Origin of the sequence: Mycobacterium sp. pV006 (assembly GCF_041287115.1) — a bacterium.
Lineage (GTDB): Bacteria > Actinomycetota > Actinomycetes > Mycobacteriales > Mycobacteriaceae > Mycobacterium.
Genome location: NZ_JBGGKT010000013.1, coordinates 87,661 through 104,078, shown reverse-complemented (window position 1 = coordinate 104,078; position 16,418 = coordinate 87,661). Strand labels below are relative to the sequence as shown.

At 66.4% G+C, this 16,418-nt stretch carries 15 protein-coding genes; 8 read left to right on the top strand and 7 right to left on the bottom strand.

What is annotated here, in order from left to right; all coding sequences use genetic code 11:
* Positions 1–6: 6 nt before the first annotated feature.
* Genes ACAG25_RS19310 through ACAG25_RS19290 form a run of 5 tightly spaced genes read right to left on the bottom strand, consistent with a single transcriptional unit; the run spans position 7 to position 6,192 of the window.
* Complete coding sequence (locus ACAG25_RS19310; protein WP_370490086.1) at positions 7–1,176, bottom strand: CaiB/BaiF CoA transferase family protein; 1,170 nt, start codon at positions 1,174–1,176, stop codon at positions 7–9.
* Positions 1,169–2,101, bottom strand: coding sequence for an SDR family NAD(P)-dependent oxidoreductase (locus ACAG25_RS19305; RefSeq protein WP_370490085.1), 933 nt, complete (start codon positions 2,099–2,101; stop codon positions 1,169–1,171). The genes ACAG25_RS19310 and ACAG25_RS19305 overlap by 8 nt, the downstream gene beginning before the upstream one ends.
* A complete protein-coding gene (locus tag ACAG25_RS19300) occupies positions 2,098–3,942 on the bottom strand; it encodes a flavin-containing monooxygenase (protein ID WP_370490084.1) in 1,845 nt (614 codons plus the stop codon). The genes ACAG25_RS19305 and ACAG25_RS19300 overlap by 4 nt, the downstream gene beginning before the upstream one ends.
* Before the next feature lie 19 nt (positions 3,943–3,961).
* Positions 3,962–5,344 (bottom strand): SRPBCC family protein, encoded by a 1,383-nt coding sequence (locus tag ACAG25_RS19295; RefSeq protein ID WP_370490083.1) that lies wholly within the window; start codon positions 5,342–5,344, stop codon positions 3,962–3,964.
* Positions 5,344–6,192: an SDR family NAD(P)-dependent oxidoreductase gene (locus ACAG25_RS19290; protein ID WP_370490082.1), complete on the bottom strand. Its 849-nt coding sequence runs from the start codon at positions 6,190–6,192 to the stop codon at positions 5,344–5,346. The genes ACAG25_RS19295 and ACAG25_RS19290 overlap by 1 nt, the downstream gene beginning before the upstream one ends.
* Positions 6,193–6,335: 143 nt before the next feature.
* Here ACAG25_RS19290 and ACAG25_RS19285 point away from each other — a divergent pair, with 143 nt between their 5' ends.
* The 6 genes from ACAG25_RS19285 (at position 6,336) to ACAG25_RS19260 (ending at position 12,953) form a co-directional block, all read left to right on the top strand.
* Positions 6,336–7,910: an SMP-30/gluconolactonase/LRE family protein gene (locus ACAG25_RS19285; RefSeq protein WP_370490081.1), complete on the top strand. Its 1,575-nt coding sequence runs from the start codon at positions 6,336–6,338 to the stop codon at positions 7,908–7,910.
* Positions 7,907–8,650, top strand: coding sequence for a GntR family transcriptional regulator (locus ACAG25_RS19280; protein WP_370490080.1), 744 nt, complete (start codon positions 7,907–7,909; stop codon positions 8,648–8,650). The genes ACAG25_RS19285 and ACAG25_RS19280 overlap by 4 nt, the downstream gene beginning before the upstream one ends.
* Positions 8,647–10,158, top strand: coding sequence for an AMP-binding protein (locus ACAG25_RS19275; protein ID WP_370490079.1), 1,512 nt, complete (start codon positions 8,647–8,649; stop codon positions 10,156–10,158). The genes ACAG25_RS19280 and ACAG25_RS19275 overlap by 4 nt, the downstream gene beginning before the upstream one ends.
* Entirely contained in the window at positions 10,149–10,922 is a 774-nt protein-coding gene (locus ACAG25_RS19270) for an SDR family NAD(P)-dependent oxidoreductase (RefSeq protein ID WP_370490078.1), read from the top strand. The genes ACAG25_RS19275 and ACAG25_RS19270 overlap by 10 nt, the downstream gene beginning before the upstream one ends.
* The gene (locus ACAG25_RS19265; RefSeq protein WP_370490077.1) at positions 10,919–12,400 is read left to right on the top strand and encodes a long-chain fatty acid--CoA ligase; all 1,482 of its coding nucleotides are present in this window, start codon (positions 10,919–10,921) and stop codon (positions 12,398–12,400) included. Before ACAG25_RS19270 ends, ACAG25_RS19265 begins: the two co-directional genes overlap by 4 nt.
* A gap of 106 nt (positions 12,401–12,506) precedes the next feature.
* Positions 12,507–12,953 (top strand): hypothetical protein, encoded by a 447-nt coding sequence (locus tag ACAG25_RS19260; protein ID WP_370490076.1) that lies wholly within the window; start codon positions 12,507–12,509, stop codon positions 12,951–12,953.
* Positions 12,954–12,956: 3 nt separating this feature from the next.
* On the opposite strand, the gene ACAG25_RS19255 is transcribed toward ACAG25_RS19260, so the two are convergent.
* Positions 12,957–14,030, bottom strand: coding sequence for a dihydrodipicolinate reductase (locus tag ACAG25_RS19255; RefSeq protein WP_370490075.1), 1,074 nt, complete (start codon positions 14,028–14,030; stop codon positions 12,957–12,959).
* 19 nt (positions 14,031–14,049) lie between these two features.
* Positions 14,050–14,838 (bottom strand): SDR family NAD(P)-dependent oxidoreductase, encoded by a 789-nt coding sequence (locus ACAG25_RS19250; RefSeq protein WP_370490074.1) that lies wholly within the window; start codon positions 14,836–14,838, stop codon positions 14,050–14,052.
* Positions 14,839–14,929: 91 nt separating this feature from the next.
* Between ACAG25_RS19250 and ACAG25_RS19245 the strand changes: the two genes are divergently transcribed.
* Both ACAG25_RS19245 and ACAG25_RS19240 read left to right on the top strand, forming a co-directional pair.
* Entirely contained in the window at positions 14,930–15,532 is a 603-nt protein-coding gene (locus ACAG25_RS19245; protein ID WP_370490073.1) for a TetR/AcrR family transcriptional regulator, read from the top strand.
* A gap of 45 nt (positions 15,533–15,577) precedes the next feature.
* The gene (locus tag ACAG25_RS19240; RefSeq protein WP_370490117.1) at positions 15,578–16,297 is read left to right on the top strand and encodes a hypothetical protein; all 720 of its coding nucleotides are present in this window, start codon (positions 15,578–15,580) and stop codon (positions 16,295–16,297) included.
* Positions 16,298–16,418: the final 121 nt, after the last annotated feature.

Sequence of the window (16,418 nt, the reverse complement as noted above, 5' to 3'; positions counted from 1 at the left end):
TCATTCCTAACTCGACCCGACCGCGTCGGCCGCGCCCAGGCCCAGTTCGTCGAGCACCGCGGCGGTGTCGGCACCCAGTTCGGGTGCCGGGCCGCGGACCTTGCCGGGGGTCCGCGAGAACCAGGTCGGTACGCCGGGGAACTTCACCGGACCGTCCGGCGTCTGCATCGTCTCGAACAGGCCGACGGCGTTGAGCTGCGGCGAGTCGAACAGGTCATCGAGGGTGTTGATCGGCGTCGCGGGAATCTCCAGCTCCGCAAACAGCGTCAGCCACTCCGCGGTGGTGCGTTCCAGCATCGTCTGCGCCACCAGGCCGTATACCGTGTCGATCTGCTTGGCCCGCAACGCGAGCGTGGCGTACTCCGGTGAATCCCAGGCTGGTCGCACCGCGTCGATGAACGCCTTCCAGTGCTTGTCGTTGTAGATCAGCGCGGCGACGTGGCCGTCCTTGGTGGCGTACGGACGCCGGTTCGGCGCCACGGTCCGCGGATACACCGCAGGCCCGAGTGGAGGATCGAACATGGCGCCATTCGCGTGTTCTACCAACATGAAGGATGCCATGGTCTCGAACATGCTGACCTCGACCTCCTGCCCCTCGCCGGTGCGCTCCCGGTGGAACAACGCCATCATGGTGGCGTACAACGCGGTGAGCCCGGTGACCTTGTCGGCCATGATCGTCGCCACATAGGTTGCATCGCCGGTGAGTTGACGCTGCACGGCAGGTAGGCCGCATTCAGCCTGGATCGTGTCGTCATAAGCAGGACGGTCCGCATCGGGCCCCCGCCGGCTGTACCCGTAGCAGTTGGTGTAGATGATGTTCGGGTTGATCGCGGCGACCGAGTCGTAGTCGAAACCGAGCCGGGCAATCGCCTTGGCCCGCATGGAGTGGATGAACACGTCGGCCGTCGCGACCAGAGCACGCAACGCCGCCGCATCCTGCTCGGACCGCAAATCCAATACGACACTGCGCTTCCCACGGTTCACGTTGACGAAGACGCCGTTCATCCCGGGCGACGGGCCCACCGCCACGTTCCGCGTGATGTCTCCCTCCGGCGGCTCGATCTTGATCACGTCGGCACCCATGTCGGCCATGATCTGCGTGCAGTACGGGCCCATCACCACCGACGTGACGTCGATGACGCGGATCCCTGCCAGCGGTCCTCTCTGGTCAGTCATGGACGGCTCCCTGCGCCGAGGCCATCGCGAAGCTGTACCGGATGTGGTCACCGTGGCCGTCGGGGACGACGGGGAACGTCACCGGTTCCTTGCGGTCCCGGATTGCGTCGAGGTGTTCGGCGACGTCGGCCACCGTCCACGCCGGCCGATACACCCCAGGGGACTCGACGATCGCGGCGGTCGCGACCCGGCCGGCCAGTGCGATGAACATCTCCCCTGTCACAGAACATGTTTCGTGGGTCAGGTAGCCGACCACCGGTGCGACCAGGTCGGGGCCCATCGGTGGGTAGGCCGACGTGTCGATGCCCTCGGCCATCCGGGTCACCGCGGCCGGCACGATGACATTGCTGAGGACGTTGTGCGGCGCGCCTTCCATGGCTGCGACATTGGACAAGCCGATGATCCCGGCCTTGGCGACCGCGTAGTTGGCCACCTCGTGGTTGCCGTAGAGCCCACCGATCGACGAGGTCAGCACAATGCGGCCGTACCCGGCATCGCACATCAGGCCGAATGCCGGTCGTACGACGTGAAATGCGCCGCGCAGGTGGACGTCGAGGACAGCTTCGAAGTCGTCATCGGTCATGTCCCGCAACGCCGCCCGGCGCACGATGCCGGCGTTGTGCACCAGCACGTCCACCCGCCCGTAGTGCTCGACGGCGGTGTCGATGATGGCGCGTCCGCCTTCGGCCGTGGCGACCGAGGACGTGTCGGCCACCGCCTGCCCGCCGGCATCGACGATCTCGCGCACGACGTCATGGGCGGGACCTTCGTCGGTGTCCGCGCCGTCGAGTGCACCACCGGGGTCGTTGACGACGACCCGCGCGCCGTGGGCGGCCAGCAGCAGCGCATACTCGCGGCCCAACCCGCGGCCGCCACCGGTGACGACGGCCACCCGGCCGTCGAACCGTAGGTCGGTGTCGCTCACTTCAGTTCGAGTCCGTCCAACCCACCGGTGGCGCGCCACTCGGCCAGCAGGTCGCCGAACGCATAGAAACCCGGACCGTAGGGCTCGCCGAGGTGCGAGCGGATGCCCTCTCCCCCGCCGCCGCCTTCGTTGTTGTAGTAGCCGGGTGTGCACGACGCGTCGAAAGCCGAGTTGTCGACGGCGTTCTCGCGGATGGTGGCGCACCACTGCTCTTGCGCTTCCTGGGTGGGCTCGACGACAGACGCACCGCGTTTGAGCGCTTCGGCGATGATGTAGGCGATGTGTTCGCCCTGCAGTTCGTAGTTCGCCGCGATGTTGGCCGAGATTCCGACCTGGGTGAACCCGGTGAAGAACTGGTTCGGGAAGCCACGGCTGGTCATGCCGTGCAGGGTCTTGTAGCCGTCACCCCAGTAGTCGTAGAGCGAAAGTCCGTCGCGTCCGGTGATCGCGTCGATCGAGTAGCGACGCTTGATCTCGGTGGTGATCTCGAAGCCGCTCGCGTAGATGATGCAGTCGACTTCGTATTCTTCGCCGTTGGCGACGATGCCCTTCTCGGTGATCTTTTCCACACCTTTGGATCCCGACACATCGACCAACGTCACGTTCGGCCGGTTAAAGGTGGGCAGGTAGTCGTCGTTGGACAACGGCCGCTTGCACAGGAACCGGTAGTACGGCTTGAGCGTCTCGGCGGTCTCCGGGTCCTCCACGATCGAGGCGATCCGGCGGCGCAACCGCTCCATGATCTTGTAGTCCTCTTCCTCGCGGATCGCCATGAACTGCTCGGGCGTCATCGAGGCCGGGTCTTCCAGCGCCATCACCCGCGCGGCGGTGTTGCGGCCGAGTTCGGTCCAGAAGTCGCACACCAGGTCTGGCTGACCCAGCGCCATGCCTTCGAAAGTCCAGGCGTGGAAGTTGCGTTGCCGCTCTTTCTGCCACCCCGGCTGCAACGACTTGGCCCAGTCGGGGTCGGTGGGCGCATTGTGCCGCACGTCCACCGACGACGGAGTGCGCTGAAAGACATAGAGGTGCTGGCAGTCCCGCGCCAGGAAGGGCACGACCTGGATGGAGGTGGCACCGGTCCCGATGATCGCGACCCGTTTGTCGGCCAGCTTGTCCATACCGCCGGTGTAGTCGCCGCCGGTGTACTCGTAGTCCCACCGCGACGAGTGGAAACTGTGGCCCTTGAAGTCCTTCATGCCGGGAATGCCCGGGAGTTTCGGCCGGTGGAACGGGCCGGAGGCCAGCACCACGAAGCGGGCCCGGATGTCGTCGCCGCGGTTGGTGCTCAGGCGCCAGCGGGCGATGTCGTCGTCCCAGGTCATCTCGCGCACCTGGGTGGAGAAGATCGCGTTGTCGTAGAGGCCGAAGTGCTTGCCGATGTTGCGGCAGTGCTCGTAGATCTCCGGGCCGTCGGCGAACTTCTTGCTCGGCATGAAGTCGAGCTCTTCGAGAAGCGGGATGTAGCAGTAGGACTCGTTGTCACACTGGATGCCCGGGTACCGGTTCCAGTACCAGACCCCGCCGAAATCGCCGCCGAGTTCGATGACGCGGACGTCCTCGACACCGGCCTTCTTCAGGTACGCCGCCGACAGCAGACCGCCGAATCCGCCGCCGAGCACCGCGACGTCGATGTCGGCGTTGATCGGGTCGCGCGGCGCGACGGGGGTGTACGGGTCGGTCTCGTAGTAGCCGGCGAAGTCGTCGGTCAACTCGACGTACTGCTTGGAGCCCTCCGGCCGGAGCCGCTTGGCGCGCTCCTGCGCGTACTTCTCGCGCAGCGCGTCGATGTCGATGTCCTGCGGGGTGTCGGTCGGCCCGCAGGTGTTCTCGGTGGTCGTCACTTCTCTCCTTCAGGAGCGATCAGAGTTCGCGGGGTTCGCCTATACCCATGTACTTGGACAGTTGGTAGTGCAGGTTGACGGTGCTGCGTTCGCGGTACGGGTTGGGCCTGGTGCCCGGGAACCCGGCCGACTTCATGCCCTGCTGGACCGCAGCCATGTTGGAGAAGTCCTGTGGCAGCACCGACAGCCAGTTCGGCGATTCCTTCGGCGTGTACTGCCATTCGGTCTCGGGCTCTTGGCCTTTCGGGAAGAGCTCGAGGGTGGCGACCTCGAAGATGCACTTGTTCGGGTCGTAGCTCGGGTGCGGCCGCGCGCTGTAGCACAGCGCGGTGGTCAGGCCCTGGCCGATCTGCAGGTTCGGGAAGACCTGCCATGCGGTACCGGCCTGGCCCAGGATGTCGGGCGGGATGGTCGGCCAGATGACACCGCGTGCCTCGTCGTCCCGGCGGGCCGACGACAGCCAGTGTTCGAGCACCTTGTCCGGCGGGGTGCCTTCCGGCAGTTCGTCGACCAGGCGCTTGGCGGCGTTGACCAGCGTCTCGGTGGTGGTCGCGTTGGTCTGCTCCCACGTGTACATCTGCATCTGCGCGGTGGACACGCGCGGGTCGTCACCGGTGCCGAGACGGATCTTGGACTTGGTGGCCTCCATGTCCTTGGGCGCGTCGTAACCGATGTTGCTGTGCTTGCCCTGCGCCTTGGCCCAGCCCTTGAACTCACCGAACTGGTTGAACTCCGGGTGCGTGGTGAACACGTGGTAGGTCTCGTTGAAGGCCTCCAGTGCGACCTTCCAGTTGCAGTCGAAATACAGCCATTTGCGCCATTTGAAGCGCATGTTCTCCAGACCGAACGGGTCGAGGATCTTCGCCGCCGGGAACAGGTAGTCGGCCAGCGACTCGCAGTCGGGATCCATGTTGATGAACACCCAGCCGCCCCAGGTGTCGACCTGGACCGGAGCCAGATGAGTGTTCTGCGGCGTCAGCTTGCCCACCCAGTCGTCCTGCTCGCGGATGTGCGTGCAGGCACCGTCGAGACCATAGGTCCAGCCGTGGAACCCGCAGACGAACGACTTGCGCGCACGCCCGCACGCGTTCTTCGCGCCTTCGGGGACGTCGACGAGGCGGCGACCACGGTGCATACAGACGTTGTGGTGGGCGGCGAACGTCGGGTTCGCATCGTCGCCGCCGGTGCGCACCACCAGGATCGAGTCATCGAGGATGTCGTAGGTCAGGTAGCTGCCGACCTCTTTGAACTCCTCGACGCGGCCGACCTGCTGCCACACCTTGCGCCACAGGCGATCCCGTTCGGCACGTGCGTAATCCTCGGAGATGTAGGCGTCCACTCCGATGAGCATCGGTTCCGAGAGTTCCTCGGCCGCTTCGATCTCGGCTTCGATGTCGGTCATCAGATCCTCCTAATGGCTGCGCGGAAGGAATCGTCGGCGAGGAACAGCGACGTGTTGTCGGCCCCGAGATGGGTCCACTTGAGGTTCAGGCCGCCGTCGACCAGCAGGGTCTGCCCGGTGATGTAGCTGGACAGATCCGACAGCAGGAACATGATCGCGTTGGCCTGTTCCTCCGGGGTGCCGCGCCGGCCCATCGCGATCGCGGTGCGGTCACGTTCGGGATCCTCGTCGACGTAGGTGGCCGAGGCTGCGGTTGCGGTGACCCCGGGCGCGACGGCGTTGACGCGGACACCGTACTCGGCGAGTTCGACGGCCAGCGTGCGCGTCATGGCGACGATCGCGGCTTTCGCTGTGCCGTAGGCGATGTGGTACGGCGCAGTGTTCATACCGCTGATCGAGGACACCGAGACGATGGATCCGTTGAGCCCGCCGGCGCACAGTTCGCGACTGATCGCCTGGCTCATGAAGAACGCGGTTTCGAGGTTGGCGGTGAACAGGTCCCGCCAGTCCTGACGCGTGACCCGGGTGGCCGGCATCCAGGTCGCCGGGGCGGCGCCGCCGGCGATGTTGACCAATCCGTAGAGCGTTCCGTCGGCGGCGCGGACGGCGTCCAGGACGGTGGCGATGCCGTCGTCGGTGGACGCGTCGGCGGCGACCGGGACGACCGTCAGCCCGTCGGCGGCCAGGGGCGTGACGTGACGGTCGAGGTTCTCCCGGGACCGGCTCACGGCGATGACGGTGGCACCGGCTTCAGCGGCCTTGCGCGTGACCGTGGTGCCGATTCCGCCCCCGCCCGCGCCGGAAACGACGACAATACGGTCGCTGAGGGAAACCGTCAGACCCGTCACCTGACACCTTTGTCCGGACAAATAATGGTGCTCTGCATATTGAAGAACACTATTCCGCAGCGCTTTCAGACCGTCAAGACCGCATCATCGCCGCGGTGGGCACCTATTGTCTGGACTAATAGCTCTTGCTAACGTCCGAGCTCATGACCGCCCGCTACGTCGCACCGAACCCATCGCCCGCCTCGGGCTGGAAGCTCGAGAGGGTCACGGCCCCGAGTCGGTTGTTCGGCGCCAACGGACTGCGCACCGGTCCCGACGGTCGGATCTACATTGCGCAGGTGACCGGTAGCCAGGTCAGCGCGCTGGATCTGGCCACCGGCGCGGTGGAGGCGATCAGCCCCAAGGGCGGCGACATCATCTCGCCCGACGACGTCGCGTTCGCCGACGACGGCACCCTGATCGCCACGGAGGTGATGGAAGGCCGGGTCAGTGCCCGCGACACCGCCGGCCGGACCCGGGTGCTGCGCGGGGACCTGCCCTCGGCGAACGGCATCACCGTCCATCAGGGCCGGTTGTTCGTCGGCGAGTGCCGCGACGGCGGCCGGTTGATGGAACTGCCGCTCGACGGCAGTCAACCCCGGGTGCTGCTCGACAACCTGCCCTCGCCCAACGCGATGGAGGTCGGTCCGGACGGATTCCTGTACTACCCCCTGATGACGGCCAACGAGATCTGGCGGGTCCACCCCGACGGGGGCGAGCCGCAGCGGGTCGCGGCCGATCTCGGTGTTCCCGATGCCGTGAAGTTCGATCCGCAGGGCTTCATCGTCTCGACCCAGGTGGCCAGCGGCCAGGTGCTGCGCATCGACCCGCGCAGTGGCGACAAAACCGTGCTCGCACAACTGAATCCGGGGCTGGACAACCTGACATTCGTCGGTGACCGGTTGTTCGTGTCGAACTTCACCGGCGAGATCACCGAGATCCGCCCCGACGGCAGCACCGCCACCACCCTGCCGGGCGGCCTGAACTGGCCGCTGGATCTGACCTTCGTCGACGGCCGTCTCCATGTCGCCGACGGGACGTACTTCTATGCGGTGGGCGAAGACGGTTCACTGCAGACCGTCGGGATGCTGTTCTCCCCCGGTTATCCCGGATTCCTGCGCGGCGTGACAGCGGTCGGTTCCGGCGAGTTCGTGGTCACCACCTCGGGCGGACAGGTCGGCCGGTACCGTCCCGCTGCCAACGAGACCGATTTCCTCGCAACAGACTTCGACCAGCTCTATGGCGTCGCGGTCGACGGTGACGCGATCGTCTTCGCCGAGTTGGGCACCGGCACGGTGCACAGCCTGCGGAGTGGTACCACCGAGGCGCTCGCGACGGGGCTCGACGCGCCGGTCGGCGTCGCGATCGGACCCGACGGCGCGGTCCTGGTCGCCGAATCCGGGGCCGGCCGGATCGTCCGGATCGACGGTGGGCACGACACCGTGGTCGACGGTCTGCAACAACCACAGGGCATCACCGTGCTCGGCGACGCGCTCTACATCGTCGACGCGGGCGCCAAGGAGGTCATCGAGTACGACCTGAACACCCGGCAGCGCACCACCATCGCGTCGGGCCTGCCGGTCGGACCGCCGCCGGGGGTGGAGCCCAAACCACTCAAGGGGATGCCGCCGTTCTCGGGTCCGCAGGGTCCGTTCGCCGGGATCACCGCGGGACCGGACGGCACGCTCTACGTCTCTGCCGACGGTGACGGCAGCGTTCTGGCGGTCCGTCGCGGATGACCGCCACCGCCGGTGATCATCGCTACCTGCAGGTGGCGCGGACGCTGCGCAAGGAGATCGTCGACGGGGTGTACCCGGTCGGCTCGCAGCTGCCCACCGAGCACGAACTGTGCGAGCGGTTCGCGGTCAGCCGGTACACGGTGCGTGAGGCGCTGCGGCGGTTGCGCGAGGACAACCTGGTCGCGTCCAGGCCGCGGGCGGGCACCCTGGTGGTCCCCCGGCCCAGCACGAATTCCTATGCGCAGGACGTCATGTCGATCGACGACCTGTTGGCATTCGCGCAGGGGGCCCGCTTTGCGATCGAGACCAACGCGACGGTGACCGTCGACGACGAGCTGGCGGCCCGGACCGGCCTGTCGGTCGGCACCGAATGGCTTGCGGTCAGCGGCTATCGGCGCGCCGATGACACCACGACCCCGATCTGCCGCACCGAGTACTACATCAACCGCAGCTTCGCCGGCGTCGGCCGGCTGCTGCCGCGCCACACCGGACCCATCTTCCCGTTGATCGAGGATTTGTTCGGGGTGAGCGTGGTGGTGGTGCACCAGGAGATCTCGGCGGTCGTGCTCCCCGCCGAACTCGCGGGGGTTCTCGACGTCGAACCCGGCTCGGCGGCCCTGCAGATGCAACGCAGCTACACCACCTCCGACGGTGAGGTCGCCCAGGTGACCGTGAACACGCATCCCTCGTCGCGGTTTCGGCACGCGATGACGATGCGGCGGGTGCGGGACGCCCGGTGAGCATCACGCTGGCCGACGCGCTGCGCGACGCGGCTGCGACCACACCGGACCGGGTGCTCATCCGTGACGCCGATGTTTCCCTGACCTGCCGTGACCTGCTGGCCCGCGCCGAGTCCACGGCACACGCACTGCTGCAGCGCATGCCGGTCGGCAGCGTGGTGTCGTTCATGGTGCCGAACTGGCACGAGGCCGCCGTCGTCTACCTCGGAGCGACCCTGGCCGGCATGGTCGTCAATCCGATCCTGCCGTCACTGCGCGACCACGAACTGCGCGTCATCCTCGACGATGCCGACTGTCGCGCCATCTTCATCCCGGAAACGTTCGCAGGCCACGACTACGCCGCGATGCTCGACCGAGTGCTGCCCGAGCTGGCGTCGCCCCCCGAGGTCGTGGTGGTGCGCGGTGAACGCGACCGGCACACCTCGTTCGCCGACTTCTCGGCCGATACGACGCCCGGTGCCCTGCCGCAGTTGGACCCCGACGCCGACCGCATGCTCATGTACACCTCGGGCACCACGGGACGGCCGAAAGGTGTACTGCACACCCACAACTCGTTGAATGCACTCATCGCGCAACTGGGTGAGTACTGGCGCATCGACGCCGGCGATACGTTCCTGGTACCGTCGCCGATCGCGCACATCGGGGGCTCGATCTACGCATTCGAGTGTCCGCTCCTGCTGGGCACCCAGGCCGTCCTGATGCAGCGCTGGGACCCCGACGCGGCGGTGGGATTGATGACCGAGCACCGGTGCACCCACATGGCCGGAGCGACACCGTTTCTCGACGGTCTGCTCGCCGCGGCCCAACGTGCGGGAACCCGACTCCCGGATCTGAAAGTCTTCATCTGCGGCGGTGCGTCGGTGCCGCCGTCACTGATCCGCCGCGCCGCCGACTACTTCGAGAAGGCGCAGGTGACCCGCGTCTACGGCTCGACCGAGGTACCGGTGACCACGGTGGGATCGTTCGATGACGTCGACGGCGCGGCCGAGACCGACGGCGGGCTCGGCATCGCCGAAATCAAACTGGTCGACGGCGAGATCCGGGTTCGCGGTCCGCAGATGCTGCGCGGCTATCGCAACCCCGACGACAATCGCGAGTCCTTCGACGAGGACGGCTATTTCCGCACCGGCGACCTGGGCCGCTGGACCGACGGTGGCCGGCTCGTGGTGACCGGCCGGGCCAAAGACCTGATCATCCGCAACGGCGAGAACATCTCCCCCAAAGAGGTGGAGGACCTCCTGGTCACCCATCCGCAGATCAGCGAAGTCGCGGTGGTCGGGGTGCCCGACCCGCGCACCGGGGAGCGGGCCTGCGCGGCGATCGTGCCGGCCGGGGTGCCCGGACCCGACGTCGCCGTGCTCAAGGAGTTCCTGATGGCGCGCGGTGTGGCCAAGTTCAAGATTCCCGAGCAGGTCGCGTTCTTCGACGTGTTGCCGAAGAACGCCGCCGGCAAAGTGCTCAAACACCAGATCAAGGCAACGTTGACCGAGGAGTCGAGATGCAGGTAGCCATCGTCACCGGAGCCAGCAGCGGTATCGGCTTCGGTTGTGCCACAATGCTTGCCGATCAAGGCATCGCGGTGCTGGGCACCGGCCGGGATCCGGACCGGCTCGCCGAACTCGAGGCCGCGGTCGGCGACCCCGAGCGGATCGCCACGCTCGCCGTGGATCTGACCGCCGACGAGGCGCCGCAGAAGATCACCGAAGCGGCTCTGGAGAGGTTCGGCCGTATCGACTTCCTGGTCAACAACGCCGGGGTGGGCAGCCCGAAACCGTTGCACGAGACCGACGACGAATCATTGGACTACTTCCTGGGGCTGATGCTGCGCGCCCCGTTCCGGTTGGCGCGCGACGTGATCGGCCACATGCAATCCGGTTCGGCCATCATCAACGTCTCGTCGACGTTCGCTGTGGTCGGCGGTCTGCGCGGTGGCGCCTACTCGGCCGCCAAGGGCGGCCTGACCGCCCTGACCACCCACATCGCCTGCCAGTACGGACCGCAGGGCATCCGCTGCAACGCGGTGGCGCCCGGAGTGACGCTGACACCGATGGTCGCCAGCCGCCTCGAGGACGAACGGTTCCGCAAGATCAACACCGAGATGACGCCCTACCCGCGGCTGGGCCGGGTCGAGGACATCGCCTCCACGGTGGCGTTCCTGTGCTCCGACGGTGCCAGTTTCATCAACGGTCAGACCATCGTCGTCGACGGCGGGTGGAGTTCGACGAAGTACCTGTCGGATTTCGCGCTGACCTCCGAGTGGGTGGCTCGTTGAACCTGTTCGCCCTGCTCGACCAGGCTGCCGCCCGCCACGGTGACCGCGGCGCGGTGTATCACGGTGCGCGACAGGTGCACACGTGGGCCTCACTGCGCGAGCGGTCGTTGCGGCTGGCGGCCTCGTTGCGCACGATCGGCCCGGGTGCGCGCATCGCGGTAGCCACGGAGAACAGCCCGGCGATCGTCGAGCTGATGTTCGCGATCTGGGCCGCCGAGGCCGTGTTCGTGCCCCTGAACTACAAGCTGCACCCCCGTGAGATGGAACAGATCCTCGACGACGCCGGGGTGACACAGGTGTTCGCGTCGGAGAAGATCGCGGCGGGCCTGTCGCCGCTGACCGGCGTGCCGATCGAGTTGATCGGTGGCGCCGACTATGAACAGCGTTGCGCGACAGCGGTTGCCGATGTGCCCCGCGAGACCGAACCGGACAGCCTGGCGTGGCTGTTCTACACCAGCGGCACCACCGGCCGGTCCAAGGGCGCGATGCTGTCGCACCGCAACCTCATGGCGATGACGGTCTCGCATCTGGCCGACTTCGACGCACCCGATCACAACTGCAGTCTCATCCACGGTGCACCGATGTCGCACGGTTCGGGCCTGTACGTGCCACCGTATGTGCTGCGCGGCGCACGCCAGGTGGTACCGGCCTCGGGCGCCTTCGATCCGGACGAGTTCCTCGACCTGTGCGAGCAGCATCCCGGGTGCAGCGCGTTCCTCGCGCCCACGATGGTGGCGCGACTGGTCCAGACCGGGAGGCCCAAGCCGGAGAACCTCGCCACGATCGTGTACGGCGGCGGGCCGATGTACGTCGAGAGCCTCAAGAAGGCGATGGCCGCATTCGGGCCGATCTTCGTGCAGCTCTACGGCCAGGGCGAGGCGCCGATGACGATCACCGGCCTGCGCCGCGCCGACCACCTGTCCGGTGACGGCTGGGCGCCGGACGCCGTGCTCGGCTCGGTGGGGTACGCGCGCTCGGGGGTCGACGTCGCCGTGCTCGGCGCCGACGGGCACCCGGCCGCCGTCGACGAGATCGGCGAGATCGTCTGCCGCGGGGATGTGGTGATGTCGGGATACTGGCAGAACCCGGCCGCGACTGCGGCGACGCTGCAGAACGGGTGGTTGCACACCGGCGACATGGGATCCTTCGATGCCGACGGCTATCTCACCCTGCGGGACCGGTCCAAGGACGTGGTGATCAGCGGTGGCAGCAACATCTATCCGCGCGAGGTGGAGGAGATCCTGCTCGAGCATCCCGGCGTCGTCGAGGCCGGTGTGGTCGGCGCTCCCGACGAGGAGTGGGGCGAGGTCGTCGTCGCGTTCATCGTCGGCGACGTAGGCGCCGATGAACTGGACGCGCATCTGCTGGAACGCATCGCCCGGTTCAAGCGTCCGAAGCGCTACGAGTTCGTCGACGAGCTGCCGAAGAACAGCTACGGCAAGGTCCTCAAGCGGGAGTTGCGGGCGCGGCTGACCTAGCAGCCCATTTCGGCACCGCATGCCAGTTGCCCCGAAAACGAAACGCTCCAGTACACCGCCGTGAGAGCATCCCCGAAGTCGCAGCAACCTCTTTCCGGGGAGACACATGGTTCTGGCAAAGACGGCGGTATCGGTGGCGTTGGTTCTCGGCGCGGGTGTGCTCGCCCCGTCGGTCGGGGCCGCCGACGGCGATCAGGTGGTGCGCGTGCAGGACGGCAAGATCCGTTGCCTGTTGACCGCCCACTACCGCGATCGTGACTACGGTGCGATCGTCTGCGAACGGACCGACGGGCAACCCTTCGGCGGTTCGCCGATGTCGACAGGCAAATTCCCGGAAGTATTGAACCTGACGCTGATGACCGACACCGGCGCCTCGTACTGGCTGGCCGGCCGGGTACCGGGGGATCCCGCCCACGACGTCGTGGTGGGCGTGGGTCAGAGTTACCAGGCCAACGGGTGGACCGTCATGCCCGAGGAGCTGCGCACCCTGATCCGCAACGATCGCTATGGCGGGGTACTCAACGTCAGTCCGGGCGACGTCCGCAAGAACTGACCCTCACCACATCAGGCCCCCGACCATCGCTGTGGGCGGGATATCCTCCGCTGCAACGATTCCCGCCGGTGCGGCGCACACCCAGTCGATCACGTTGACCGCCCGGGCCGCGGTCGATACACACCCGGCCTCGGTCACGTCGAGCACGGGGTGCGACAGGTGGGTGCTGACCTCCACCCGAGGCTCACCCTCGACGATGACCTTGTGCACCCCGGTCATGCCCTCGGGCGGGAACTCCCAGTCGGGTGCGGCCGCCGGCGTCAGCCGGGTGACATGCTCGACGGTGATGACCGGCGTGCCGGCGACCCGACCCTCTGCGGCGAACCGCACCGCCGCCATCTGTCCGGGTTCGACGGTCATCATCTTGCACTCGATGCGCTCGCGCGTGTACCACGGCTCGATGCGTTCGCCGATGTCGTCGAGGGTGACGCCGACGTGGTGGGCGATGTTGCGCACCAGACCCCCGAAGATGGAGCTGACCACTCCGGGCAGAAATGCCATCGGCGGGTCGTCCTCGGGAGTGGTGCCGAATCCCATGGAGGTGCCGGTGTATTCGTAGTCGTCGTAGTTGCCGTAGTCGAAGATCTCCTTCACGGTCACCGATGTCGCTCGGGTGACCAGGCTCAGCGCGGAGTAGACCGCGGTGTCGCCCGAGTAACCCGGGTCGATGCCGTTGACGTACAGCGTCGATCCTCCGGCGGCACAGGCCTCCTCGAGGGGCGTGCGCAACCAGTCATCAGCTTGGCGCGGAGTGACCAGCCAGACCATCGACGTACCCACGACGTTGATGCCGGCCGACAGCAGTCGCGCCATCTCCTCGATGACCTCCATCGGCCGGGTTTCACCGAGGGCTGTGTAGACCACACAGTCCGGCTTCAGGGCGATCAGGGCATCGAGGTCGTCGGTGGCCGTCACACCGGTCGGTTCGGTGAGCCCGCATAATTCCGCCGCATCGCGCCCGATCTTGTCCGGGCTGGATGCGTGCACGCCGACGAGCTCGAGATCGGGACGACCGATGAGCGCCCGCAACGAGTGCTGGCCGACGTTACCGGTGGAGAACTGGACAACTCTGCGCATTCTCGAAACCTAGCCGATCTCAGTAGTCGGGGATGGGCAACGGCGAATTGTTGGATTCGATGCCGCCGTCGACGTGGAAGATCGCGTTGGTCGCGTAGCAATCCCGGGTCGACAGGTACACGCATAACCGCCCGAGGTCCTCGACGTCGCCCAGACGATGCAACGGGGTGGCCGCCATCATCTGCTCGAGCGAACCGGGCATCAGATCCAGACTGCTCTGCAGGCCGTCGGTGGCAAACGATCCCAACGCGATCGCGTTGACCCGGATCTTCGGTGCCAGTTCCTGCGCCATCGCCCGGGTCAGCGCCTCCAAGCCACCCTTCGCAGTGCAGTACGCGGCCAGCGCGCGAATGCCGAACCGAGCCGACCCCGACGAGATGTTGATGATCGAGCCGTGGCCGGCATCGATCATGTGCCGTGCTGCCAGCTGGCTCATGATGAATGTCGATGTGACGCACCAGTCGAACGCGAGCCGGAAGTCCTCGTCGGTGATGTCGAGGAATCGGGCGTAAGTGGCACCGCCGACATTGTTGACCAGGATGTCGATGCGACCGAACTGGTCCATCGCGGTGGCGACGACACGCTCCCCGTCGGCACGGCTCATCGCGTCGGCGACCACCGGCACCCCCGAGCCGCCTGCGGCGGTGATGCCGTCGATGGTCGCGACGATGTCGGACTCGGTACGCGCGGTACCGATCACGGTGGCCCCGGCTTCGGCCAGGACACGGGCGATGCCCTGGCCGACCCCCTTGCCGGCGCCTGTGACGATGGCGACCTGTCCCTGCAGGTTGAATTGCTCGAGAGCCATGGCTGCTCCGTTCGTCGACGTCTCACCATTGAACGGTGTCCTGTTGACTCAAGTCAATGGGAAAGCTTGACGAACTGGCTAGAGTTGTCGAATGGCCCTGGTGGACAAGCCTTCGGCGCGCGAGGTGCGTCGGCTGCAGACCCGCGAAAGACTGCTGGGTGCGGCCGTCGCGGAGTTCAAACGCTCTGGCCTGGCCGCGGCCGATGTACACGCGATCGTGACAGCCGCGGGTGTCGCGCACGGTACGTTCTTCTTCCACTTCCCCACCAAGGAACACGTCCTATTGGAGTTGGAGCGCCGCGAGGAGGAACGGATTGCGCGGCAGCTCACGCGGTTCGCCGCTGCCGACAGGGAGCTGGCCGCCGTGTTCGACGAGGCCATCCGTCAGGTCCGCGGCCTCGAACATCGTCTCGGCCCGTTGTTGTTCAGAGACTTTCTGGCCCTGCATTTCTCGCCGACCCGACCTCCGGTCGACGAGAGCGCATACCACCCGTTCATCGTCGCGGTCGCCGACGAGGTCGAGGCGGCGCGCACATCCGGCCGCACCGACGAGGACATCGACCCGGTCAACACCGCGGTGTTCTTCCTGCTCGGTCTGTATGCGCTGCTGACCACCACCCAGGACTGGCCGAGCCAGAAGACGATGCTCGATGACTACGTCGCGCGGACACTGCGCGGCATCGGCGCGCGCTGAGTATTGACTCGGCTACGTCATTGACTATTGTCAGTCGACATGAAGATGCCCTCGGTGTTCGGCGCGCGTAGCGACGCCGCTCCGGTGCCACGACCAGCGAGTGACCTCGACGAGCACGAGGAGCGGTCCCGCGCTGCCCAGCGGCAGGCCGACAAATGGTTGATCTCCGGCAGCCTGTTGATCGGCACGGCCGTGCTCGGAATTTTCGGCCTGCCATTGTTCCTGCGCGGGGTGTATCTGCTGCGCAAGGCACACCGCGACGGCCTGTCGGTACGGCCGATGCTGGTCACGCTGATCGGCTATTGCGTGATCGTCGACGCCGCCATCAACACCGTCGGGTGGGCCCTTGACGTTCTGGCCAACCACAGCTTGCTGGCCCGAATCCTGCTGAACGGCTGGGGCAACATGTTCGACGCCGGATACTTCTGGCGTTACAACGAGATCTGGCTGGGTGGTGCCACCGCGTGGGGCGAGAAGCCGTTGGAACTGGCACTGATCCTCAGCGTCTTCACCATGCGCATCGCAGCCGGCATCGGCTTCCTGCAGATGAAGCGGTGGGGTCACCAGTGGATGATCATCACCTGCTGGATGGGCGTGGTGATCTGGTGCGTGTATGTGCTCAACATGACCATGTACGCCGACCAGCGTTATGCCGGCGTGGTCTTCCCTGTGGTCGGTTGGTGGATCTACGACATCTTCTACATCACCCCGTTCCTGGCGATCCCGTATCTGCACTCCGTGAACCGCGAGATCTTCACCGACTGATGATCGATAGTCATTGACTTCAGTCAGCAATAGCGATAGGAAAGAGGCACCGTGCGACGGCGAACCATGTCCATGACGCAGCCGAGCGACATCAGCGGCGAGGAGAACTGAGATGGATTGG

Coding starts and splice junctions, on each gene's coding strand:
- ACAG25_RS19310 (WP_370490086.1), bottom strand. CDS start 1,176: ATGACTGACCAGAGAGGACCGCTGGCAGGGATCCGCGTCATCGACGTC.
- ACAG25_RS19295 (WP_370490083.1), bottom strand. CDS start 5,344: ATGACCGACATCGAAGCCGAGATCGAAGCGGCCGAGGAACTCTCGGAA.
- ACAG25_RS19285 (WP_370490081.1), top strand. CDS start 6,336: ATGACCGCCCGCTACGTCGCACCGAACCCATCGCCCGCCTCGGGCTGG.
- ACAG25_RS19280 (WP_370490080.1), top strand. CDS start 7,907: ATGACCGCCACCGCCGGTGATCATCGCTACCTGCAGGTGGCGCGGACG.
- ACAG25_RS19270 (WP_370490078.1), top strand. CDS start 10,149: ATGCAGGTAGCCATCGTCACCGGAGCCAGCAGCGGTATCGGCTTCGGT.
- ACAG25_RS19260 (WP_370490076.1), top strand. CDS start 12,507: ATGGTTCTGGCAAAGACGGCGGTATCGGTGGCGTTGGTTCTCGGCGCG.
- ACAG25_RS19255 (WP_370490075.1), bottom strand. CDS start 14,030: ATGCGCAGAGTTGTCCAGTTCTCCACCGGTAACGTCGGCCAGCACTCG.
- ACAG25_RS19250 (WP_370490074.1), bottom strand. CDS start 14,838: ATGGCTCTCGAGCAATTCAACCTGCAGGGACAGGTCGCCATCGTCACA.
- ACAG25_RS19245 (WP_370490073.1), top strand. CDS start 14,930: ATGGCCCTGGTGGACAAGCCTTCGGCGCGCGAGGTGCGTCGGCTGCAG.
- ACAG25_RS19240 (WP_370490117.1), top strand. CDS start 15,578: ATGCCCTCGGTGTTCGGCGCGCGTAGCGACGCCGCTCCGGTGCCACGA.